Annotated in this window: 24 protein-coding genes; 17 read left to right on the top strand and 7 right to left on the bottom strand. The window is 66.2% G+C overall.

What is annotated here, in order from left to right; all coding sequences use genetic code 11:
- Nucleotides 1-41 precede the first annotated feature (41 nt).
- The 11 genes from CXQ96_RS13245 (at nt 42) to CXQ96_RS13295 (ending at nt 7,427) form a co-directional block, all read left to right on the top strand.
- On the top strand, nt 42-749 hold the full coding sequence (locus tag CXQ96_RS13245) for an alpha/beta fold hydrolase (RefSeq protein WP_104118567.1): 708 nt from the start codon (nt 42-44) through the stop codon (nt 747-749).
- Nucleotides 750-942: 193 nt separating this feature from the next.
- The gene (locus CXQ96_RS13250) at nt 943-1,842 is read left to right on the top strand and encodes a VOC family protein (RefSeq protein ID WP_104118495.1); all 900 of its coding nucleotides are present in this window, start codon (nt 943-945) and stop codon (nt 1,840-1,842) included.
- A 154-nt stretch (nt 1,843-1,996) separates the two neighbouring features.
- Nucleotides 1,997-2,401 (top strand): 30S ribosomal protein S16, encoded by a 405-nt coding sequence (gene rpsP, locus CXQ96_RS13255; protein ID WP_104118496.1) that lies wholly within the window; start codon nt 1,997-1,999, stop codon nt 2,399-2,401.
- A gap of 1 nt (nt 2,402) precedes the next feature.
- On the top strand, nt 2,403-2,648 hold the full coding sequence (locus CXQ96_RS13260) for an RNA-binding protein (RefSeq protein WP_104118497.1): 246 nt from the start codon (nt 2,403-2,405) through the stop codon (nt 2,646-2,648).
- Nucleotides 2,649-2,814: 166 nt separating this feature from the next.
- Nucleotides 2,815-3,390, top strand: a complete 576-nt coding sequence (rimM, locus tag CXQ96_RS13265; protein WP_104118568.1) for a ribosome maturation factor RimM — start codon at nt 2,815-2,817, stop codon at nt 3,388-3,390.
- Entirely contained in the window at nt 3,390-4,181 is a 792-nt protein-coding gene (gene trmD / locus CXQ96_RS13270; RefSeq protein WP_104118498.1) for a tRNA (guanosine(37)-N1)-methyltransferase TrmD, read from the top strand. The genes rimM and trmD overlap by 1 nt, the downstream gene beginning before the upstream one ends.
- Before the next feature lie 213 nt (nt 4,182-4,394).
- Nucleotides 4,395-4,754, top strand: a complete 360-nt coding sequence (gene rplS / locus CXQ96_RS13275; RefSeq protein WP_087075993.1) for a 50S ribosomal protein L19 — start codon at nt 4,395-4,397, stop codon at nt 4,752-4,754.
- 9 nt (nt 4,755-4,763) lie between these two features.
- Nucleotides 4,764-5,447 (top strand): signal peptidase I, encoded by a 684-nt coding sequence (gene lepB / locus CXQ96_RS13280; RefSeq protein WP_104118499.1) that lies wholly within the window; start codon nt 4,764-4,766, stop codon nt 5,445-5,447.
- Between the two features lie 81 nt (nt 5,448-5,528).
- A complete protein-coding gene (gene lepB / locus CXQ96_RS13285; protein WP_104118500.1) occupies nt 5,529-6,353 on the top strand; it encodes a signal peptidase I in 825 nt (274 codons plus the stop codon).
- The gene (locus CXQ96_RS13290; protein WP_104118501.1) at nt 6,353-7,093 is read left to right on the top strand and encodes a ribonuclease HII; all 741 of its coding nucleotides are present in this window, start codon (nt 6,353-6,355) and stop codon (nt 7,091-7,093) included. Before lepB (CXQ96_RS13285) ends, CXQ96_RS13290 begins: the two co-directional genes overlap by 1 nt.
- Before the next feature lie 7 nt (nt 7,094-7,100).
- A complete protein-coding gene (locus CXQ96_RS13295) occupies nt 7,101-7,427 on the top strand; it encodes a DUF2469 domain-containing protein (RefSeq protein ID WP_104118502.1) in 327 nt (108 codons plus the stop codon).
- Between the two features lie 205 nt (nt 7,428-7,632).
- Here the strand turns inward: CXQ96_RS13295 and CXQ96_RS13300 are convergent, their stop codons facing one another.
- On the bottom strand, nt 7,633-7,938 hold the full coding sequence (locus CXQ96_RS13300) for a hypothetical protein (RefSeq protein WP_104118503.1): 306 nt from the start codon (nt 7,936-7,938) through the stop codon (nt 7,633-7,635).
- 208 nt (nt 7,939-8,146) lie between these two features.
- Here CXQ96_RS13300 and CXQ96_RS13305 point away from each other — a divergent pair, with 208 nt between their 5' ends.
- The 6 genes from CXQ96_RS13305 (at nt 8,147) to CXQ96_RS13330 (ending at nt 13,846) form a co-directional block, all read left to right on the top strand.
- Nucleotides 8,147-8,503, top strand: coding sequence for a YraN family protein (locus CXQ96_RS13305; protein WP_104118504.1), 357 nt, complete (start codon nt 8,147-8,149; stop codon nt 8,501-8,503).
- Nucleotides 8,503-10,038 (top strand): YifB family Mg chelatase-like AAA ATPase, encoded by a 1,536-nt coding sequence (locus CXQ96_RS13310; RefSeq protein WP_104118505.1) that lies wholly within the window; start codon nt 8,503-8,505, stop codon nt 10,036-10,038. The genes CXQ96_RS13305 and CXQ96_RS13310 overlap by 1 nt, the downstream gene beginning before the upstream one ends.
- Nucleotides 10,039-10,118: 80 nt before the next feature.
- A complete protein-coding gene (dprA, locus tag CXQ96_RS13315) occupies nt 10,119-11,243 on the top strand; it encodes a DNA-processing protein DprA (RefSeq protein WP_308662903.1) in 1,125 nt (374 codons plus the stop codon).
- 104 nt (nt 11,244-11,347) lie between these two features.
- Nucleotides 11,348-11,950: a methylated-DNA--[protein]-cysteine S-methyltransferase gene (locus CXQ96_RS13320; RefSeq protein ID WP_104118506.1), complete on the top strand. Its 603-nt coding sequence runs from the start codon at nt 11,348-11,350 to the stop codon at nt 11,948-11,950.
- Between the two features lie 238 nt (nt 11,951-12,188).
- A complete protein-coding gene (locus CXQ96_RS13325) occupies nt 12,189-13,121 on the top strand; it encodes a tyrosine recombinase XerC (protein WP_104118507.1) in 933 nt (310 codons plus the stop codon).
- Between the two features lie 221 nt (nt 13,122-13,342).
- Nucleotides 13,343-13,846 (top strand): DUF3145 domain-containing protein, encoded by a 504-nt coding sequence (locus CXQ96_RS13330; RefSeq protein ID WP_104118508.1) that lies wholly within the window; start codon nt 13,343-13,345, stop codon nt 13,844-13,846.
- A gap of 146 nt (nt 13,847-13,992) precedes the next feature.
- Here CXQ96_RS13330 and fabF read toward each other — a convergent pair whose 3' ends face one another.
- The 6 genes from fabF to aceE all read right to left on the bottom strand — a co-directional run bounded on the left by fabF (nt 13,993) and on the right by aceE (nt 21,967).
- Nucleotides 13,993-15,228: a beta-ketoacyl-ACP synthase II gene (gene fabF / locus CXQ96_RS13335; RefSeq protein WP_104118509.1), complete on the bottom strand. Its 1,236-nt coding sequence runs from the start codon at nt 15,226-15,228 to the stop codon at nt 13,993-13,995.
- Nucleotides 15,229-15,343: 115 nt separating this feature from the next.
- Entirely contained in the window at nt 15,344-15,589 is a 246-nt protein-coding gene (locus tag CXQ96_RS13340) for an acyl carrier protein (protein WP_104118510.1), read from the bottom strand.
- 77 nt (nt 15,590-15,666) lie between these two features.
- Nucleotides 15,667-16,728 carry a beta-ketoacyl-ACP synthase III gene (locus CXQ96_RS13345; RefSeq protein ID WP_104118511.1) on the bottom strand — a complete coding sequence of 354 codons (1,062 nt, stop codon included), beginning with the start codon at nt 16,726-16,728 and terminating at the stop codon, nt 15,667-15,669.
- Complete coding sequence (locus tag CXQ96_RS13350; protein ID WP_104118512.1) at nt 16,725-17,690, bottom strand: ACP S-malonyltransferase; 966 nt, start codon at nt 17,688-17,690, stop codon at nt 16,725-16,727. Before CXQ96_RS13350 ends, CXQ96_RS13345 begins: the two co-directional genes overlap by 4 nt.
- A gap of 78 nt (nt 17,691-17,768) precedes the next feature.
- On the bottom strand, nt 17,769-19,097 hold the full coding sequence (locus tag CXQ96_RS13355) for a CdaR family transcriptional regulator (RefSeq protein ID WP_104118513.1): 1,329 nt from the start codon (nt 19,095-19,097) through the stop codon (nt 17,769-17,771).
- A gap of 119 nt (nt 19,098-19,216) precedes the next feature.
- On the bottom strand, nt 19,217-21,967 hold the full coding sequence (aceE, locus tag CXQ96_RS13360) for a pyruvate dehydrogenase (acetyl-transferring), homodimeric type (RefSeq protein WP_104118514.1): 2,751 nt from the start codon (nt 21,965-21,967) through the stop codon (nt 19,217-19,219).
- Between the last annotated feature and the right edge of the window lie 278 nt (nt 21,968-22,245).

The following is a 22,245-nucleotide window of genomic DNA, read 5'->3' on the forward strand; positions in this document are numbered from 1 at the left end:
CGGGAGTCATGCCCGTCCCCCGTTCGAGGAGCGGCTCGGTGCTGAGCGCCGAGCGGGTCGTCTTCGTCCATGGCAGCGGCGAGTTCGGCGCGGCCGCGTGGCCGAGGCAGCACGGACTGTCCCTCGAGTTCGACTGCCTCTACCTGCGACGCCACGGTTTCTCCGCGGTGGAGGAACCTTCCCCCACCGACCACGTTCGCGATCAGGCGATCATCGCGGAAGCCCTGGGAGCGGGCGGACATGTCGTCGCCCACTCGCAGGGCGCTGTCCCTGCCATGATGCTCGCAGTCGAACGCCCGGACCTGGTGAGGACGCTCACGCTGATCGAACCTGCGTGCCTCTCCCTGACGGTCGGCCTCCCAGCGACGGCTGCGCACATCGCGCTGATGGCCCCGCTGTTCGATGATCGTGAACTGATGTCCGACGAGGAGTTCCTCCAGACCTTCGTGCGCCGGGTCTTCGCCGCTGACGCTCCCGCTCCGGCAACCACCGATGCCCGCCGCGACGCGGCGAGATTGCGCCTGCAGGCCCCGCCCTGGGAGGCGCCCCTGTCGATCGTGCCCGGCGTACCGACCCTCGTGCTGACGGGTGGCTGGGAACCGCTCTACGAGGAGGTCGCCGAGTACCTCGCAGGTACCGGCGCGGTGCACCGGATCGCTCCCGGGGGTCACCGTCCGCATGACACCGTGCAAGGAGACGCGCACATCCGAGCCTTCCTGCGCTCTGCCAGCGAGGAAGCAGCAGCCTGACGAGCCATGGCCGCGCGTGGAGCCGGCGCGGCCGCCGTCGTCGGCAGTTCCGATCCCCGGGTGACGTCGTCTCCCTGGTTACCTCACGTCCGTCGTCCCGCTTGGAACGGTCAAGAAGCGCGCGGTCGAGGAATAAGTTGAAGGTTCAACCAGTTGTGTGGGTATCCGCTGTTCTTCCTACTCAGGAGCCGACATGTCCGCGCAGGATCTGCTGCCCACCGACACCACCATGGGAACGCTGACACTCAAAGTCGGCGACCTGGCCCTGATGTCCACCTACTACGCCACGGCCCTCGGCCTGCAGGTGCTCGAGGACGGTGTGAACGTCGTCGTGCTCGGGCGCCAGGGCGCGGCCGTCATCCGTCTGGAGGAGGCCCGGCAGCTGCACCTGCCGCAGCGCGGCGAAGCCGGCCTCTTCCACACGGCCCTCCTCTTCCCGGATCGCGCAGGTCTCGCCGCGGCCGTCGCCTCCGCCGCCCGCCACCCCCTCAGCACCTTCGTGGGAAGTGCCGATCACCTCGTGAGTGAGGCGTTCTACTTCAGCGACCCCGAAGGCAACGGCATAGAACTGTATTTCGATCGGCCACGGAACGTATGGAACTGGTCGCAGGACGAGCGCGGAAACCGCACGGTCGTGATGGACAGTCTTCCGCTCGCACCCCGGGATTACATCGACAGGCACCTCACTGAGGACGCGGCGTCGCACGCGGTGTCCCGCAGCGCGTCGATTGGACATGTCCACCTGCAGGTCGGTGATGTCGACCTCGCCCAGCGCTTCTACGTCGACGTGCTCGGATTCGAACGCACGGCAGGCTGGCATGACCAGGCGCTCTTCGTCTCGGCGGGCGGCTACCACCACCACATGGCCATGAATGTCTGGAACAGCAGGGGAGCGGGGCCCCGCAAGGACACCCTCGGGCTCGGCGAGGTCCTCATCCGGGTGCCCGCGGCCGACGAGGTGGCTGCGCTGGCCGACAGGCTCTCCCACGCCGGAATCACGAGCTACCACACCGGGGCCGAACTGCGCTTCGAGGACCCTTGGCGGAACCGTTTGAGAGTCGCGGCAGACGGGCAGGACGGCGGAATCGCCTAAAGTACGGCGGTCTGGCACAATGGATTCGTACTCGATCCGTGCAGCCCCTCTCTCTGTGCGTGAATTGTGTCCTTTGAACCCCTCTGAATGGCCCGCCCCACGGGAGCAGGACGACGGGTTCGCCCCTTTTCATTTACAAGGAGTGACCACACAAGTGGCCGTAAAGATTCGCCTCAAGCGCATGGGCAAGATCCGCGCACCTTTCTACCGTGTCGTCGTCATGGATGCACGCTCCAAGCGTGATGGCCGTGCCCTCGAAGAGATCGGTAAGTACAACCCCACCGAGGAGCCCTCGTTCATCGAGATCAACTCCGAGCGTGCGCAGTACTGGCTCGGCGTCGGCGCACAGCCGACCGAGCAGGTCTCCGTACTGCTGAAGATCACCGGTGACTGGCAGAAGTTCAAGGGACTCAAGGGCCAGGAAGGCACCCTGAGGACCAAGGCAGCCAAGGAGTCGTTCGTCGCACCCGAGAAAGGCTCCGTGATCGTCCCCGAGGCCATCACCCCCAAGGCGAAGAAGAACGACGACGCCGCGGCGGAAGCCACCGAGGCAGAGTAACTTGCTGGCCGAAGCTCTGGAGCACCTCGTCCGCGGCATCGTGGACAACCCGGACGACGTCCGGGTATCCGCGAAGAACAACCGCCGCGGTGAGACGCTCGAGGTCCGGGTCCATCAGGAGGACCTCGGCCGAGTGATCGGTCGCCAGGGCCGCACGGCGCGTGCCCTGCGTACCGTCGTCGCCGCCCTCGCGGACGGTGAGCCCGTACGGGTCGACGTCGTCGACACCGACCGCCGCCGGGGCTGACCCCGCCCGGAGCTTCACGCCACCATTATTCGATCGGCCCCACCACCAGGACATGGCGGTGGGGCCGATCTCATGTCCCACCCGTGTCGGTACCTCCGACACCGCACGTATCGACGCACGTATCACCGCACGGATCACTGAAGGCACAAGCAGCAGGAGCACCACCATGGAAGTACTCGTTGCGAGGATCGGCAAGCCCCACGGCATCCGGGGCGAGGTAACGGTCCAGCTGTTCACCGACGCGCCCGAGGACCGCTTCGAACCGGGCGAGACGTTCCGGGTCGAGGACGCCGTGGTGTCCGCCCTGACCGTCGCGAAGGCGCGATGGAACAAGGACATCCTGATCGTCGGCTTCGAGCAGGTGGCAGACCGCAACCAGGCCGAGACACTGCGCGGTGCCCGGCTCTTCATCGACAGTGACACGACGAGCGACGACGAGGACGACGCCTGGTACGAGCACGAACTCGTGGGGCTCGACGTCCGCGTCGACGGCGAGGCGGTCGGCAAGGTCACCGCACTGCGCACCATGGCCGTGCAGGATCTGCTGGTGGTCGAACTGGCCGACGGACACGAGGCCCTCGTGCCGTTCGTCGAAGCTATCGTGCCCGAGGTGAATGTCGTCGACGGCTTCGTGGTGGTCGTCCCGCCCGCAGGCCTGTTCGATCTCAACACCCCCGGCTCGAACCAGGCGCCCGACGACGGCGACGGCATCGCCGCACCCGAGGGTGAGGCACGCCGCTAGTGCGTATCGACGTCGTCTCCATCTTCCCGGAGTACCTCGCCGCACTCGACCTGTCGCTGATCGGCAAGGCGCGGCAGGACGGCGTCCTCGACGTACGCGTCCACGACCTCCGTGCCTTCACCACGGACCGGCATCGGACGGTGGACGACACCCCCTACGGCGGGGGCGCGGGAATGGTCATGAAGGCGGAGCCGTGGGCGCAAGCGCTCGAAGCGGTGCTGGCGGAAGCCCCGGCGGCAGAACGCCCTCCTACCCTGATCGTGCCGTCGCCGGCAGGAGCGGTCTTCAACCAGGCGATGGCGTACGAGCTCGCCGAACTGGACCACCTCGTCTTCGCCTGCGGACGGTACGAGGGTATCGACGAGCGCGCAGTCGACTGGGCGCGGACCGCATTCGATGTCCGCCCGGTCTCCCTGGGGGATTACGTCCTGAATGGGGGAGAGGTGGCCGTCCTCGCGATGGTCGAGGCGGTGGGCAGGCTCATTCCCGGAGTGGTCGGCAATCCTGCTTCGCTCGTCGAGGAATCCCATTCCGACGGTCTGCTCGAGTACCCGGTCTACACGAAACCCTCATTGTGGCGGGGCCGCGACGTCCCCGAGGTCCTCCTGAGCGGCAACCACGCCAGGATTGCCCAGTGGCGGCGGCTGGAGCAGTTCCACCGCACCGCGGAGCGACGACCAGACCTGCTCGCCGGAGTGGACACCGGCGAGCTGACGAAGGCCGACCTCAAGGCGTTGCGCGAGACCGGGTTCGACGTCGTGGACGGCGTGCTCAGGCGCGTATCGCATTAACGATTGACGCGGTCACTGTGGAATAATCGTAGATTGTGTCCACTGGGCCGGACCCTGCCACAGGGGGCGTCCTGCCAACAGTCCAGCACACCGGCTTCCGAATCATCGGATCAGCCGGGAATCTACTTCGACGGCATTGCCGCGGCCCTGCGCCTCGTCCTTGACCGTCGTGACCAACGTGAGTGACCTGTGGCGTTCACCAGGAGCAGCATCATGCATATTCTCGATTCCGTTGACGCCGGATCCTTCCGCGACAACGTCCCCGACTTCCGCGCTGGCGATACCGTCAACGTCCACGTCAACATCATCGAAGGCAAGAACACCCGTGTTCAGATCTTCAAGGGCTTCGTCGTCGGCCGCCAGGGCGACGGCATCCGCGAGACCTTCACGGTCCGCAAGGTGAGCTTCGGTGTCGGTGTGGAGCGTACGTTCCCGGTCCACAGCCCGGTCCTCGACAAGATCGAAGTTGTCTCCAAGGGCGATGTGCGCCGCGCCAAGCTGTACTACATGCGCGAACTGCGCGGCAAGGCAGCGAAGATCAAGGAGAAGCGCGACCCCAAGACGGTCAAGTAACCTCCTCTGGTGCACGAAACCCCCGCTTCCCGGCTTCCGGTCGGAGAGCACACGAAACGCCGGCCCCGTTCTGCGGGCTGGCGTTTCGTGTTCTCCGCCGTCGTCATCGCAGCCCTCCTCACCGGACTCGTACGAGGCTTTCTCGTCGACGTCTACTACATTCCGTCGACATCCATGGAGCCTCTGCTCACCAAGGGTGACCGGGTGCTCGTGAGTAAATTCGAGGGGGAAGCCGGCGGCGTGCGACGGGGGGACGTCGTTGTCTTCGACGGCCGCGGTTCGTTCGATCCGATCAGTGATGGACGAAGCGTGCCGGAGCGCCTGCTGGCCGGCGCCGGTCAGTGGCTGGGCCTGACGGGCAGCGACACGGTCTACGTCAAGAGGGTGATCGGAGTGGGCGGTGATCGCGTCGCCTGTTGCTCCGAGGACGGACGACTGATGCTCAACGGGAACGCCGTGGATGAGCCGTACGTCTATCCGGGGGACGCAGCGAGCGACCTGGGGTTCGACTCTGTCGTGCCCGAGGGACGCGTGTGGCTTCTCGGCGACCACCGCTCGGCCTCGATGGATTCACGCTCGTTGCTGGGTGCGCCGGGGGGAGGGCTCATCGCCGAGGATCGGATCATCGGACGAGCCTTTCAGTTAGTCTGGCCACTTGACCGGTTCGCCCCGATCGACCAGCCGGTCGGCTGACGCGTCCGGCGCAACCGGCGCTCAGCAGTACTCCATTCGGTGGGTGGCCGCCGGTATCACGACCACAGAGGACATCAGCACATGGCACGGAGCTTCCGCAGGAAGTCGCCCTCGGGGGCCGAGACACCCGCAGTACCCGCTTTCGATCCTGAGGCCGCCGTGACGGCCGGTGCCGGCGATGCCTCCCGGAACCCGAAGCACGACACGAAGGGCACGGATCGGGGTTTCCTCGCGTGGCTGAAGGAGATTGGCACGATCGTGGTGATCGCGCTGGTGCTGTCCTTCCTCATCAAGACCTTTCTCTTCCGGGCGTTCTTCATCCCGTCGGGATCGATGGAGAAGACTCTGGAGATCGACGATCGGATCTTCGTCAATCAGCTCGTGCCGCAGCCCTTCGATCTGGAACGCGGCGACATCGTCGTCTTCCGCGACACCGAGGGCTGGCTGCCCGAACAGGCCGAGGTCGAGGTCAGCTGGCTGAAGGAGGCGATGATCTTCATCGGGCTGGCTCCGGACGAGTCGCAGCAGCACCTCGTGAAGCGTGTCATCGGGCTTCCTGGTGATCATGTCATCTGCTGCGATGCACAAGGACGCATCACCGTGAACGGGCAGCCGCTCGACGAGCCCTACCTGTATCCGGGAGCGAATCCTTCCGACCTCCCGTTCGACGTGGTGGTACCCGAGGGCCGGATCTGGGTGATGGGGGACCACCGCAACGCTTCCGCCGACTCACGGGCAAACCGGGACAAGCCCGGCGAGGGTTTCGTCGAAGTCGATGACATCGAAGGCAAAGCGGCCGTCATCGCTTGGCCCCTGAATCGCATCGGCTTCCTCGGCAACCATCCGGACGTGTTCGACGACGTCCCCGATCCGCAGCCGTCGGCACAGCCCGTCCCTGCAGAATGATGGCACCTCTGCGCAAGAAGCGCTCCACTGCTCCCAGCCTGAGGTTCGAGAAGTCCTTCGCCGTCGACGGCCACCGGTACATCGCCGGGTGCGACGAGGTCGGCAGGGGAGCCCTGGCCGGGCCGGTCTCGGTCGGGATCGTCGTCGTCGACCTCGATGCCTCGAAGGCCCTCCGCGGAGTACGTGACAGCAAACTGCTCCTGCCGGCCGAGCGCGAAGCATTGGTGCCGCGCATCCGCCGCTGGTCAGCGGCCTCCGCTGTGGGGCACGCCAGTGCTGCCGAGATCGACGAACTGGGGCTGATGGCCGCCCTGCGCACCGCCGGCAGCAGGGCCTGGGCGTCCGTTCTCGAGACGGTGAGGCCGGACGCCGTGATCCTCGACGGCAACCACGACTGGCTCTCCGCGCCGGCCGCCCAGGAGGCCCTCTTCGAGCCGGACGGGCCGACGCAGATCGAGGTTGCCGGCTGCACCGCACCCGTGCGCACGCGGATCAAGGCCGACCTGACGTGCCAGAGCGTCGCAGCCGCGAGCGTTCTGGCGAAGGTGGAGCGCGATGCCCTGATGGTGTCCCTGGCGAGCGACCATCCTGCGTTCGGCTGGGATGTGAACAAGGGCTACGCCACCGAGGGACACCGGGCGGCGATCGATGTCGTCGGACCCAGCGAGTATCACCGGAAGACGTGGCGCCTGGGAAGCCTGGACCGGCCCGACATGCCACGCGTCGAAATTGGAGGATGATGGTCGAATGAGCGCCGAGGATCTTGAGAACTACGAAACCGATATGGAGCTTCAGCTCTACCGCGAATACCGCGACGTCGTCGGGCTGTTCAGCTACGTCGTGGAGACGGAGCGCCGCTTCTACCTTGCCAACAACGTGGACCTACAGGCTCGTTCGGCCGACGGCGAGATCTACTTCGACCTGACGCTGCAGGACGCGTGGGTGTGGGACGTGTACCGATCAGCGCGTTTCGTGAAGAACGTGCGCGTCATCACCTTTAAAGACGTCAATGTCGAGGAGCTGTCGAAATCGGACGACATCGCGTTGCCGAAGGACGGCACGCTGGGCAACTGATACTGCTTCTCTGCTGCGCTGCCGGAACCGCAGGCACGGACCAGTAGCCGTCCCTCGGGGGAGGCTGGCGGAGGATTGTCCTGACGCACCTTCGACCGCAGCAAGGGGCGTTGCCAGGGTCGGCGTTTCCCGGGCCGGCGTTGTCACGGCGTTGCCCAGGTCGCTGCGGCCTAAGCCGGCGTCGTCCGGGCCAGCATTGGCCGGGTCACTGCGGCCTGTCCTCATCGGCTGCGCCACGGGGAAAGGCGTCTTCTCCTTCGAGCGGCACGACCGCGACCTGTTCCAGACGGTCCGCCTCGGACCCGCCCGTTCCTTCGCCTCCGATGCTGCCGGTATCCGTTGTCTCTGCCGAATCCGCCGGGACGGCCTGTTCCTGGAGATCGGCTTCCGACCCGCCAGTTCCGGCGCTCACGATGTCCGGACCGGGTCCGGGGGAGCCGGAGGGGACGATGGTCCCCTGTTCCTGGCGGTCCGCCTCCGTGCCACTGGGTAGGGCGCTGCTTTCTGACACTGTCTCTCCTTCTCCTTGCGGCCGACGTGACGGGAACTGTAACCCCACGCTCCCACGCTACGAGCGAGTACGGGCTGGTGCCACCGCTTTCTCGCACTGTGCACAACTGAGCCCTGTGCGACGCCTACCGTGCTCGTTGTCCACATAGCCCTGAACGAGGTCCTCCTCCACCCGCCCATCCCGAAGGCTGAGGCTGGGAGGTGAAGCCATGTTGGCGAAAGATCAACTGGGTCGTCGCGGGGAAGCGACGGCCGCTGTGTTTCTCGAACGGGCCGGGCTGAAGATCGTCGATCGCAACTGGCGGTGTCCCGCAGGGGAGATCGACCTCGTAGCCATCGACGGATCGACGCTCGTCATCGTCGAGGTGAAGACCCGTAGCTCGGACAACTTCGGCCAGCCATTGGAGGCGATCACCGCCGGCAAGCTCGAGAGACTCTACGTGCTCGCCTCGAAGTGGGCCCGAGCGCACAACCTGCGCTTCAGCGGCTTCCGTATCGACGCCGTCGGTGTCCTCGACGACGGCTCCGGCGCACCACGGGTCGAACATGTGCGAGCAGTGATCTGATGCCACTCGGACGCACCTACGCGGTGTCCCTGGTGGGTATGAACGGTCATGTCGTGGAGGTCGAGGCCGACATCGGGCAAACCCTGCCGGCGTTCGTGCTGCTCGGCCTGCCGGACGCGTCCCTGAATGAGGCAAAGGACCGCATCAGGGCTGCAGCACGCAACGCAGGCGTACCGCTCAGTCGCCGGAAGATCACGGTCAACCTCATTCCCGCCTCGCTTCCGAAACGCGGATCCTCCTTCGATCTGGCAATCGTCATGTCTGCGCTGGCAGCGGCCGGGGATGTGCGGGGTTCCGGCTCCACGGTGTTCATCGCGGAATTGGGATTGGACGGGCAGCTGAGGCCGGTCCATGGTGTCCTGCCGGCCGTCATGGCAGCGGTGGACGCCGGTCATCAACGCATCGTGGTCGCCGCGGAGAATGCTGCTGAGGCAGCCCTGGTTCCCTCCGCCGAGGTCCGCTCCTTCCTGACTCTTGCCGACGTCGCACTTGCCTTCGGGGCAGACGATGCCCAGGTCACGGTGCCCGTGCGGGCACAGCGGCAGGTGCCTCAGGTTCCCGTCGTATCGGCCGGACCGCTACGGGACCTGTCGGACATAGCAGGACAGCACGAAGCGAGATACGCGCTGGAGATCGCCGCGGCCGGCGCTCATCACCTGCTCATGGTCGGACCGCCGGGAGCAGGGAAGACGATGCTGGCCGAGCGGCTACCGGGCATCCTGCCGGATCTGCAGGATGACCATGCAATGGAGGTGACCGCTATTCACAGCCTGAGTGGTGAGAAGCACTGTACGGAGCTGGTCCGGAAGCCGCCCTTCGAGAGCCCGCATCATACTGCGACGCCCGCCTCCATCATCGGAGGAGGAAGTGGCATCCCTAGACCGGGTGCTGCGTCACGTGCCCATCGCGGGATCCTGTTCCTCGACGAGGCACCGGAGTACGAGCGCCGTGTGCTCGAGGCGCTGCGCGAGCCCCTGGAGAGTGGGCGACTGGTACTGCACCGCTCGTCAGGTACTGCTACCTATCCCGCCCGCTTCCAACTCGTCCTCGCTCTCAACCCGTGCCCCTGCGGGCTGGCGAGCGGCAAGGGAATCGACTGCATGTGCACTGCCCAGCAGCGCCGACGGTACTTCAACAGGCTCTCCGGTCCGCTGCTGGACCGCGTGGACGTGCAGCTGGTTGTGCAAAGGGTGGGGCTGGCCGACTACGTGGGGGCAGAGCCGGCTGAGCAATCAGCAACGGTCGCTCTTCGCGTCGCGAAGGCAAGGGAGGCCCAGCGAGAGAGGCTGCGAGGGTGGAAGTACGCAACCAACGCCGAGGTGCAGGGACGTATCCTTCGTGGTGACCTCGCGTTGCCCCGGTCGGTCACTGCCCCTTTGGACAAGGCGCTGGAGCGCAACCTGATCAGCGCGCGCGGCTGGGACCGGGTCCTCCGGGTGGCGTGGACCATCGCTGATCTCTCCGGTCAGGACAGGCCTAGCGCCGATGATGTCGTCACGGCTCTCGGGTTCCGGCTGCAAGAGCGAGCAGCGTGAGTAGCTTGCGGGAGACTACGCTGGCACGAGCGGCCCTTTCGCGGTTGTTCGAACCCTCTGATGCTGTAGGGCTCGCACTGGTGTCCATTGCGGGCCCGGTCGATGCCCTCCGGATCGCTCGACGGGACATCGCTGCGGGCAGAGACCTGACATCGCAGCTGTGCTCGGCGCTTGACGTTGAACCTGCTCGCAGCAACCTTTTGACGGACGGGCTGGCCCGGTGGTCGCCGAGGCTTCGTGACCTGGCTCCCGCGCGTGACCTCGCGACGCTGGAACGGCTGGGCGGGCGACTCGTGGTGCCTGAATCGACAGAGTGGCCCCATTCCCTCGACGACTTGCAAGGCTCGGCACCGCTGTGTCTGTGGGTGAGGGGACACTCGAGAATTCCCGAGTCGAGCTGCATCGCTGCGCTCGTGGGGTCGCGGGACAGCACCAATTACGGAGCCTCAGTGACGGCGGACATGGCGTCCGGCCTTTCGAGCCGTGGTTACACGATCGTGTCGGGGGGCGCGTACGGCATCGATGCACAGGCACACCGCGCCGCACTGGCCGTGGCTGGGGTGGATTCCGAGGCAGGCGGGCCTCCGGCGACAATCGCGGTCCTCGCATGCGGTGTCGACCGATACTACCCGGCAGGGAATGAAGACCTGTTGAGAACGATCGTGCAGCGCGGCCTCCTGATCTCCGAGGTACCACCCGGCAGTTCGCCGACCCGGTGGAGGTTCCTGCAGCGCAACAGGATCATCGCTGCGCTCAGCGCCGTCACCGTTGTCATCGAGGCGCGGTGGCGCTCCGGCGCACTCAATACAGCCCATCACGCGGCCGGCCTGGGCAGGCCTGTCGGCGCAGTACCGGGCTCTGTCCATTCGGCCAACTCCGCCGGCTGCCATCGGCTGCTCAGGGACGGTACGGCTGTCTGCACCACGGACGCGGCAGACGTGGCCGAGCTGGCCGGTCCGCTCGGAACTGACCCCTTCGGCGACCGAGTGAGGGAGGAGTCAGCACCCAGGAAGGATCACGACGGGCTGACCATACCGGATCTCCTGCTCCTGGACGCGTTACCGGTTCGTGCGTGGACGACGGTCGACAAGCTCGCGCAGGTGGCGGGGCTTTCTGCAAAGGAGGTCGTCAGCGGCCTCACGCGACTGGAGATCGAAGGTCTGGCCAGGAAAACGAGCGAGGGGTGGCGCCGAGAGAAGAAGTGACCTGCTCGGCGCACTCACGACGACGAGTGCCGATATTCGACGCGCCGACACTATCGGTGACCGCCGGTCACCGCCCGCAACAGCACCAGGACAGGAGATCAGGGATGGACAGTGCAAGGACGAACACCGGAGACGACGAGCGGTTCCACTGCGTGATGGCGACACCGATCGGTTCGCTGCGGATCGTTGCATCCGGTTCGGCAGTGACAGGCATCTACCACGAAAAGCACGATCCCTGTCCGGCGCAGTCCCTCCTCGGTATACCCATCGGTGTTCTGCGAACGTCGGAGAGGGGCGGTGCGTGCCGGACGGCCACGGATGAGATGTATGGTCCGACGCACACAACCGTTGAGTTGCTCGATGCGGCAGTGCGGGAGATCGACGGATATTTCGAAGGCTCCCGTCGAGCCTTCGACATACCGATAGAGCCTCGGGGAACGCCGTTCCAGCGACGAGTGTGGGCTGCACTGGCGCAGATTCCCTACGGCGAAAAGCGGAGCTACCGCGATGTGGCCGCCGCCCTGGGGAACGCGAGCATGGGGCGGGCGATCGGAGCGGCAGTCAGGGCCAACCCACTCGCCATCGTCATTCCTGGCCATCGGGTGGTCAGCAGTGCAGGCGCTGTCGTGGGGTACTCCGCGGGCACCGATGCCAAGGTGGCGTTGCTGGAACGGGAGGGACACTTCGCTTCATCGAGGGCCCGGTGAAGCGTGATCGGCACTGCCTGGCAGTCGGGGAAGGCCTGCGTACCGGCAGTTCGGAGGCTTCAGCACCGATCCCGGATAACGCCGAGGGCGTACCGGTCATGCAACCGGCACCGAGGCGTTTGCGCCGGAGCGTAGCCGGGCCTTCACAGGTACTCGGATAACACGCAGTTGATCCCCGTTTCAGTGTGAGGTCCGGGTTATGCTGGCTTGCCAGTGGTTGCTGGCGGGGAAGGCGGAGATGACAGAAGGCAGTGCTCCTCTGGTTGCTGGTCTCTCCCGAACCATCCAGGAGTTCGAGGACTATCTGGTGCGGGAGCGCAATCGCTCCACGCACACTGTCAGGGCATACCGGAAGGATCTTGAACTCTTCCTCTCGCATGCTGCCCAGGCAGGGGTATCCGAGGTGGGACAGCTCGAGCTGTACCACTTCCGCTCCTGGCTGGGTGCACTCGACGGGGCAGGGCTTTCCCGTTCCACCATCGCTCGGCGAGCCGCTTCGATACGGAGCTTCATGGATTGGGCTGTCCGCGAGGAACTCGTCTCTGCCAATCCCGCTGTCCGGTTGCGGTCCCCGAGACGACACGGCAGCCTGCCGACGGTGCTGACTCACCAGCAGGCGGCCTCGTTGCTCGACGGGATGAACGACCACGCCGAGCAGGGCGACCCGCACCTGCTGCAGCGACGCGCGATGCTCGAACTCCTGTACGGGACAGGAATCCGCGTCGGTGAACTCGTCGGACTTGACGTGGACGATGTGGACACCGAGCGAAGAACGCTCGTGGTGCTGGGTAAGGGCTCGAAGGAGCGCACGGTCCCTTACGGCACTCCAGCGGGATATGCTCTCGATGACTGGCTGAGGCGCGGCCGGACGCAATGGTGGACGGAGAAGAGCGGTCCTGCGCTGTTTCTGGGACGCCGCGGCGGGCGGATCGACCAGCGTGCTGTCCGAACCCAGGTGAAGGGAGCGCTGGAGAGCCTCGGTGACACCGCGGCGCGCGGCCCGCACGCGCTACGGCACAGTGCCGCGACCCACCTTCTGGACGGAGGGGCCGACCTCCGGGCGGTACAGGAGCTCCTCGGACACTCGAGCCTGGCAACCACCCAGCTGTATACCCATGTCTCCGTCGATCGTCTCCGGCGCAGCTACGAGCAGGCGCACCCCAGGGCCTGAGGTGCTTCGGATCCTTCACGAACGCTGGCCGCGAAGCGCTGAATAGCACTGCAGTAGTTACAGTGGCGGAATTTCCCCTTCTCGGGCACAATGGGCAATAGTCACAGGGAGCCCGCGCCGTGCGTGCGGGTAGGTCTCGTGGAGGTTCCGTCGATTCGTCGCAGTGTCATCAGCCATAGAAGGTCGTTGGGGAAGACGTACCTACAGCTATGGAGGATGGAATGTCTGTTGTGATGGCGCGCGGTGTCCTATACGTGCACTCAGCCCCTTCTGCGTTGTGCCCTCATGTCGAGTGGGCCATCGGTTCTGTGCTGGACAAGCGCATCGACATGGAGTGGACGGCGCAGCCCGCCGCGCCCGGAATGTTGCGTGCGGAGCTGTCGTGGATAGGACCGCAGGGTTCAGGGGCGCAGCTTGCTTCTGCCCTCCGGGGCTGGGCGCACCTCCGCTACGAGGTCACCGAGGAGCAGAGCGCCGGAGCAGACGGCGGCCGGTGGTCGCACACGCCCGAGCTGGGCATCTTCCACGCCACGACGGACGTGCACGGCAACATCATGGTGACCGAGGACCGCATCCGTTATGCCTACGAGACGGGTGCCGGCGACCCGGCCGCGGTCTACCACGAGTTGTCCCTCGCGCTGGGGGAGTCGTGGGACGAGGAGCTCGAACCCTTCCGGCATGCCGCCGAGGGTGCTCCCGTTCGCTGGCTCCACCAGGTGGGCTGAAAACCCCACAAGAGTTGCACCTGATGATCCCGTTCCATGGCGGGGTACTCGCGATGCAGGGATCAAGCGGATCGGCTGGTAACCCTATACGCGAGAGGCGCCACCAATCGGTGGCGCCTCTCGCGTATCCGGGGTCGGCGGGCTATTCAGACGCTGCGAAGCACGATGACGGCGTTGTGGCCGCCGAACCCGAACGAGTTGCTCAGTGCGACGATGTCGCCCTGAGGCAGTTCCCTGGGCGAGGTGACCACATCCAGCGGAATCTCGGGATCCTGGTTGTCGAGGTTGATCGTGACGGGGACCTTCCGGTCGTAGATGGCAAGCACCGTCATGACGGCCTCCACGGCTCCGGACGCTCCCAGGAGGTGACCTGTCTGGGACTTGGTGGCCGACACGGCTACCTGTTCGACATGGGACCCCAGTGCAGCTTTCAGAGCGGTGTACTCGGGCTTGTCACCCACGGGTGTCGACGTCGCGTGCGCGTTGACGTGCACGACGTCCTCCGCCTGGGCCCGCGCGTCGAAGAGCGCGGCCTTCAATGCACGTGTGGCTCCGAGGCCTTCGGGGTCCGGCGCTGTGATGTGGTAGGCGTCGGCAGTGACGGAGGTGCCACCCAGCTCGGCGTAGATACGTGCACCGCGGGCGAGGGCGTGCTCCTCGGCCTCGATGACGAGGGCGCCGGCTCCCTCGCCCATGACGAACCCGTCGCGGTTGGTGTCATACGGGCGCGATGCGAGTTCGGGCTCGTCGTTGCGCCGCGACAATGCCTGCATGGCAGCGAAGGCCGCGATGGGCATCGGATGGATTGCGGCCTCGGCGCCACCGCACACGACGACGTCGGCCTTGCCGGAGCGAATCAGCTCGAGTCCCTGATGCAGCGCTTCGGTGCCGGAGGCACAGGCCGATACTGGTGTATGCGCCCCCGCGCGTGCGCCCAGATCCAGGCTCACCGCCGCCGCGGGTCCGTTCGGCATCAGCATCGGAACGGTCATGGGGAGGACACGCCGGGGTCCCTTCTCGCGCAGGACGTCCCATGCGTCGAGCAGGGTCCACACCCCGCCGATTCCGGTAGCGAACGCCACCGCTAGGCGGTCCTTGTCGACCTCCTCGATACCGGAGTCACGCCAGGCCTCCCGGGAAGCGACCACGGCGAACTGCGTCGACGGGTCCATGCGCTTCGCCTCGACGCGGGAGAGGACCTCCGCGGCCGGGGTTGCGATCTGGGCGGCGAAGGTCACGGGCAGCTCGTACTTCTGCACCCAGTCGGCCTCGATCGTCCGTGCGCCCGATACGCCCTTGAGGGAGTTGGCCCACATGGTGGGAACGTCCCCGCCAATCGGGGTGGTTGCACCGAGTCCGGTGATGACGACTTTGCGTGGCATGGTCACTCTTTCAAAGCTGTGGCGTGCGCCGGCAGCGCCGGGGCAGGGAGATGACGAGTACGGCCGCCCACGGCGGTGACACCGGGAGCGGCCGCAGCGCTGGGAGGGTCTGGAACTAGGCCTGCGCGCCCGAGATGAAGTTGACGGCGTCGCCGACGGTCTTCAGGTTCTTGACCTCTTCGTCGGGGATGCGAACGCCGAACTTCTCCTCCGCGTTGACGACGATGGTCATCATCGAGATGGAGTCGATGTCCAGGTCGTCGGTGAAGGACTTGTCCATCTCGACCGACTCGGGCGCGAGGCCCGTCTCCTCGTTCACGATCTCGGCCAGACCGGACAGGATCTCTTCATTGCTAGCCATGGTGGCTCCTTTTCTGTTCTTGCCGGTGTGCCGGCGGGGATGGTCAAACCGCACTGTGCGCGGTCTGGGCTTGAAAACTACGGAAGGATCACGACCTGCGCCCCGAAGACGAGGCCGGCGCCGAAACCGATCTGCAGCGCGAGCTTGCCGCTGAGTTCAGGCTGTTCCTTGAGTGTGCGATGCATGGCCAGGGGAATCGAAGCAGCCGAGGTGTTGCCGGCGTCGACGATGTCCCGCGCGACGTGGACGTGCTCGGGCAGTTTCAACTGCTTCACCATCTCATCGATGATACGGATGTTGGCCTGATGGGGAAGGAAGACGGCCAGATCATCGGCTGTCACACCCGCTTCGTCCAGTGCCCGCTGCGCGACTTTCGCCATCTCCCATACGGCCCAGCGGAAGACGGTCGGCCCGTCCTGGCGCATGGTCGGCCAGAGGCTCTCGCGGCCGGCGTCGATGTCTTCGTCGCGTTCAGTATCCGTCGCGACGGCGCCGAGCGCGTAGTCACGGACATCGGTGAGCGAGCGCGTCATGCGGATCGACTCGTGCTTGCTGCCATCCGAACCCCAGACCGAAGGGCCGATTCCGGGAGTGTCGCCAGGCCCGATGACGACGGCACCGGCGCCGTCGCCGAGAAGGAACGAGATGGTCCGGTCGGAGTTGTCGATGAAGTCCGACAGCTTTTCCACGCCGACGACCAGCACGTACTCGGCCGTCCCTGCATGCACCAGGGCGTCGCCCTGTGCAATGCCGTAGCAGTAGCCGGCACATGCCGCGGAGATGTCGAAGGCCGGCGCCGGAGTCGCACCGAGGCGGTCCGTCAGCTGCGCGGCCGCGGACGGTGTCGCGTAGGGGTGCGTCACGGTCGAGACGAGGACCGCGCCGAGCTGGGATGCGTCGATGCCGGCGGCGGCGAGTGCTTCCCGGGAGGCTGCCTCCGCCATGTCGATGACACTGACGTCGCGGGGAGCCCGGTGGCGCGTGACGATGCCGGTGCGCTGCCGGATCCACTCGTCCGACGAGTCGATCCACTGGCACACGTCGTCGTTGGTGACGATGATCTCCGGCCGGTAGGCGCCGACGCCGAGGAGGCGGGTGTGCTCGCGGAGGGGCGCTTGCTTGATGGCGGTGATGCTCACTGGGGTCCTTCAGGTCTAAGGGACGGATCGAGGTCCGTGGTCCGCGTGTGGTCTTCGATGAAGCTGCGGGCGGCGTCCAGGTCCTCCGGCGATTTTACGGCGAAGGTAGCCGTACCGCGCATTCCGCGCTTCGCGAGACCGGTCAGGGTCCCTGCGGGAGACAGTTCGATCATGCCGGTGACGCCCATGCCCTGCATGGATTCCATGCACAGATCCCACCGCACCGGACGTGACACCTGCGCAATGAGGCTGTCGAGATTACCGTCGCCGGTAGCGACCGGGTTGCCGTCGTAGTTGGAGATCAGGGTGGCAAGGGGATCCGCCGGCGTCAGCAGAGGCCGCAACTGCTCGAGTGCAGTGACCGCAGGAGCCATGTGGCTGGTGTGGAAGGCTCCGGCGACCTTCAGTGCGATCACGCGGGCCTTGGCCGGCGGTTCGTCGGCGAGGGCGGCGAGCTGGTCCAGGGTTCCGGCTGCTACGACCTGCCCGCCCCCATTGGCGTTCGCGGCCGTGAGCCCCAGGTCGGCCAGCCGCGCTGCGACTTCCTCCGGGTCGCCGCCGAGAACGGCGCTCATGCCGGTCGGGGTCGCGCCGGCTGCCTCGGCCATCGCGTTGGCGCGGACGCGGACCAGGGCGACTGCATCCTCCTCGCTGAGGGCTCCGGCGACTGCTGACGCGGTGATCTCCCCGACGGAGTGACCGGCGAGAACCGTCGCCGCGGTCAGCGTGTGGTTGGTCAGCAGCAGTCGGGCCGTCACGATGCCGGCGGCGACGATGAGCGGCTGGGCGACGGCGGTGTCCTTGATGGTGTCCTCGTCGGAGACGGTGCCGTGCCGGATCAGGTCCGTGCCGGCACGGTCACTGAGCTGCTCGAGATGGCCTCGGACTCCCGGGAGATCGAGCCATGGGTTCAGGAAACCCGGAGTCTGTGAGCCCTGTCCCGGGCAGGCAATTGCAAGCACTCTTCCAGCTTTCCAAAGTGGTGGGGCATTATCGGGTGTTCGGCTGAACCAAGCTCGCAGTGTGCCTTTGTAGGAAGTCTACAAGCTGGACGAGCGAGCGGAGGCGGCGGGAGCGGCCTTGTCGGTCGCTCCCGAGCGGACGGCGCGCCCTGAGCCGGGGGTTGATCCGCCTGACGGGGGCACGAGGGGCACGGTTGGTGCGGACAGGCGCCCAACGACGAGTGCGGTCTGCAGCACGTACGCCTCCCGGGGGATGAGGGGATCCCAGCCGGTCACGTCGCAGACGCGCCGCAGGCGGTACCGCACCGTATTGGCGTGGACGAAGAGGGAGCGTGAGGTCGCTTCCAGTGAGTGCCCGAGGGTGAGGTAGGCGGACAGGGTCTGCTCGAGACCGTTCGATGCCGCGACAAGCGGCCGGTAGATGTTCCGCACGAGCGCGCGGCGTGCTGTCTCGTCACCCGACACGACGCGCTCCGGCCAGAGGTCCTCCGAGGAGACGGGACGTGGTGCCGCAGGCCAGGCCCGGGCCGCCGTGAGGCCGGCGAATGCGGCCTGCGCCGAACTGCTGGCTTCGACGAGGGATTCCGCTTCGGGCCCGAACACGACGGCTCCGTCGCCGAAGAGTTCGCTGATGCGGGGGTACGCCTTCGCTGCGTCCTTCACGCCGCCCAGCACCAGGATGAGCCGCTCGCCCTGGATGCCGACGAGGACATCCTCGGCGAACCGACCCGTGACGCGGCGGAGTTCGTTGAGGAAACCGGCGTTGGGTTCGGGGGGAGCACTGCCGACCATGACGGTGATGCGCGCCTGGGACTTCCACCCGACGGCGGCGATGCGCGAACGCAGGGCATCGGAGCTCTCACCGCGGAGGATGGCATCGACGACGAGCGCTTCGAGCCGCGTATCCCAGGAGCCCCTGGTCTCGGCAGCGCGCGCATAGACGTCCGCCGCGGCGAACGCCACCTCGCGCGAGTAGCGCAGGACCGCTTCCCGGAGGGGAGCCTGGTCGGCGGCGGGAGCGAGGAAGGGCACATGGTCCTCCACGACCTGCACCACGACGCGGATGAGTTGCAGGGCCTTCTGAAGGCTGATGGAGCGGGTGAGTTCCGTCGGTGCGGTCCCGAAGACGTCGCTGAGCACCCAGGCCGGTGATACCGGCTTCTGGTACCAGTTGACGAAGGACGCGATGCCCTTCTGCGCGACCAAGCCGAGGGCGGAGCGCTCGTCCGGTCGGAGTCCCCGGTACCACGGCAGGTCTGCGTCGAGTTGCTTGAGGGTCGCCGTGGACAGCGAACCGATTGTCGCCCGCAGCTTGTCGACCGTCGCCGGATCCGGGGGAGAGGAGCCTGCATTCGTCGCTCCGCCTCGGTCCGGGGCGCTACCGGATACTTCTTTGGGCTGCGGCATCCTTTGAGCATACGGCTTTGCGCCACGTGCTCCCATTTGTGAGAAGGCTACAAAAAGGGGCGACGGCGGAGCAGCACCGAAGCTGCTCCGCCGTCGCCCCTCGGGGACCCGCTCAGGTCCTAGGAGTCGCCGCCGGCGTTGCCGGTCGTTCCGGCGTTCACGTCCAGCAGGCGGTACCGCTCGATGGCTTCCTTCGGCGCGTTCGCGTCGACCTCGCCCCTGCGCGCGAGCATCTCGAGCGCCCGGACGACGACCGAGTGGCTGTCGATCTTGAAGAACCTACGAGCGGCCGCTCGCGTGTCGGAGAACCCGAAGCCGTCCGCACCGAGGGTCGCGAACTCGTTCGGCAGGAACTGGCGGATCTGGTCGGGCACGGCTTTCATGAAGTCCGACACCGCGACGATCGGCCCGGTCGCACCTTCGAGCTGCTGCGTGATGAAGGGCTTCCGCGCGTCTGCTCCCGGGTTGAGGAAGGCTTCCTCCTCGGCCTCCAGGCCGTCGCGGCGCAGCTCGTTCCAGGAGGTCACCGACCAGACATCGGCCGAGACTCCCCAGTCCTTCGCGAGGATCTTCTGGGCCTCGAGGGCCCACGGCACGGCGACACCCGACGCGAGCAGTTGCGTCCGGGGACCGTCCACCTTCGCGGGCTTCAGGAGGTAGATCCCCTTCAGCAGGCCGTCAAGATCCAGTTCCTCCGGCTCGGCAGGCTGTACGAACGGCTCGTTGTAGACCGTGAGGTAGTACATGACGTTGCGGAAGGACTCCGGCTTGTCGCCGATGTCCCCGTACATCCTGTTGAGGCCGTCACGCACGATGTGCCCGATCTCATAGCCGAATGCGGGATCGTAGGTGACCACTGCGGGATTCGTCGACGCGAGGATCGGTGAGTGCCCGTCCGCGTGCTGCAGGCCTTCGCCCGTCAGCGTTGTGCGTCCGGCGGTGGCTCCGATGATGAAACCACGTGCCATCTGGTCCGCGGCGGCCCAGATCGAGTCACCCGTCCGCTGGAAACCGAACATCGAGTAGAACACGTAGATCGGGATGAGCGGCTGGCCCTGCGTGGCATAGGCGGTACCGGCTGCCGTGAAGGCTGCCATCGACCCAGCCTCATTGATGCCCGCGTGCAGGATCTGGCCCTCGATCGACTCCTTGTACGCCAGGACGAGATCGCGATCCACCGACAGGTAGTTCTGCCCGTTGGGGTTGTAGATCTTGGCGGTCGGGAAGAACGCATCCATGCCGAAGGTCCGTGCCTCGTCAGGGATGATCGGCGCGATGCGCTTGCCAAATTCCTTGTCCCGCATCAGGTCCTTCAGGATGCGGACGAAAGCCATCGTCGTGGCGGCCATCTGCTTGCCGGAGCCGCGCTTGGCCGTCTCGTACGCCTTGTCCCCCGGCAGGACGACGTCGGCGTGCTTCGTCCGCCGTTCGGGGACGAAGCCACCCAGTTCGCGGCGACGCTCGAGCAGGTACTTGATCTCGGGAGCGTCGGCACCCGGGTGGTAGTACGGCGCGTTGTAGAGGTCGTCGTCGATCTGCTCGTCGGTGACGGGGATGCGCAGGTGGTCGCGGAACGCCTTGAGGTCGGCGTTCGTCAGCTTCTTCATCTGGTGGGTCGCATTGCGGCCCTCGAAGTGCGGACCCAGACCGTAACCCTTGACAGTCTTGGCGAGGATGACCGTCGGCTTGCCCTTGAACTCCGTCGCAGCCTTGTAGGCCGCGTAGACCTTGCGGTAGTCGTGGCCGCCGCGCTTGAGGTTCCAGATCTCGGCGTCGGAGAGGTCCTCGACCATGGCCTTGGTCGCGGGGGACTTGCCGAAGAAGTGGTCGCGCACGAAGCCACCGGACTCGGCCTTGTACGTCTGGTAGTCGCCGTCCGGCGTCTGGTTCATGATGTCGACGAGCGCGCCGTCGTCCTTGGCGAGCAGCGAATCCCACTCACGTCCCCAGACGACCTTGATGACGTTCCAGCCGGCACCGCGGAAGAACGCCTCGAGCTCCTGCATGATCTTGCCGTTGCCGCGGACCGGTCCGTCGAGGCGCTGCAGGTTGCAGTTGATGACGAAGTTCAGGTTGTCCAGCTTCTCGTTCGCGGCGAGCTGGAGAAGGCCACGGGACTCGGGCTCGTCCATCTCACCGTCGCCGAGGAAGGCCCACACCTGCTGCTCGGACGTGTCCTTCATCCCGCGGTTGTGCAGGTAGCGGTTGGACTGCGCCTGGTAGATCGCGTTCATGGGACCGATGCCCATCGACACGGTCGGGAATTCCCAGAAATCGGGCATCAGGCGCGGGTGCGGGTAGGAGGAGAGCGCGTGGCCCTCCTTCGACTTCTCCTGGCGGAACCCGTCGAGGTCCTCTTCGGTGAGGCGCCCCTCGAGGTAGGCGCGCGCGTACATCCCAGGGGACGCGTGCCCCTGGAAGAACACCTGGTCGCCGCCGCTGGGGTGGTCCTTGCCCTTGAAGAAGTGGTTGAAGCCGACCTCGTAGAGCGTGGCCGCACCGGCGTAGGTGGAGATATGGCCACCGACACCGATCTCGGGGCGCTGTGCGCGATGCACCATGACAGCGGCGTTCCAGCGCATCCATGCGCGGTACTTCCGCTCGATCTCCTCGTCGCCCGGGAACTCCGGTTCCTGGTCGGCAGGGATGGTGTTGACGTAATCCGTCGTGGTGACCATGGGCACGCCCACGGACTGTGCACCGGCACGCTGGAGGAGCGAACGCATAATGTACTGCGCGCGCTCGGTGCCCTGGGTGCGAATCAGCTGGTCGAGGGATTCGATCCACTCCGCGGTCTCTTCGGGATCGCCGTCGGGCTTGCCGACGGTCAGACCGCTCAGAATATCCGCCGTACCTTGTTCTGCAGCCACGCGATATCTCTCCACTTCCACAGATCTTGTCTGTGTCGCTTTATGCCTGCGCGCGGCTCGTGTGGGCACGCGCAGGGATACATGCTCGGCCGATCGGTGTAGGAACCGGGGCCATATACCGATTCACTCTATCGCCGCCGCGCCTTCGATGCGTAGCGGGATCGGGGCCGTCCGACAGATTACGCCGAGGGCTTGCACACAACCCCTCCCGCTCTCGGTGGGAGACCGATGCATCCCGGGCCCCTCAATCGCCCGACTGGCTTGATGCTTGGCGTATA

The organism is Arthrobacter sp. B1805 (genome assembly GCF_002929745.1).
In the GTDB taxonomy this organism is placed as follows: domain Bacteria; phylum Actinomycetota; class Actinomycetes; order Actinomycetales; family Micrococcaceae; genus Arthrobacter_D.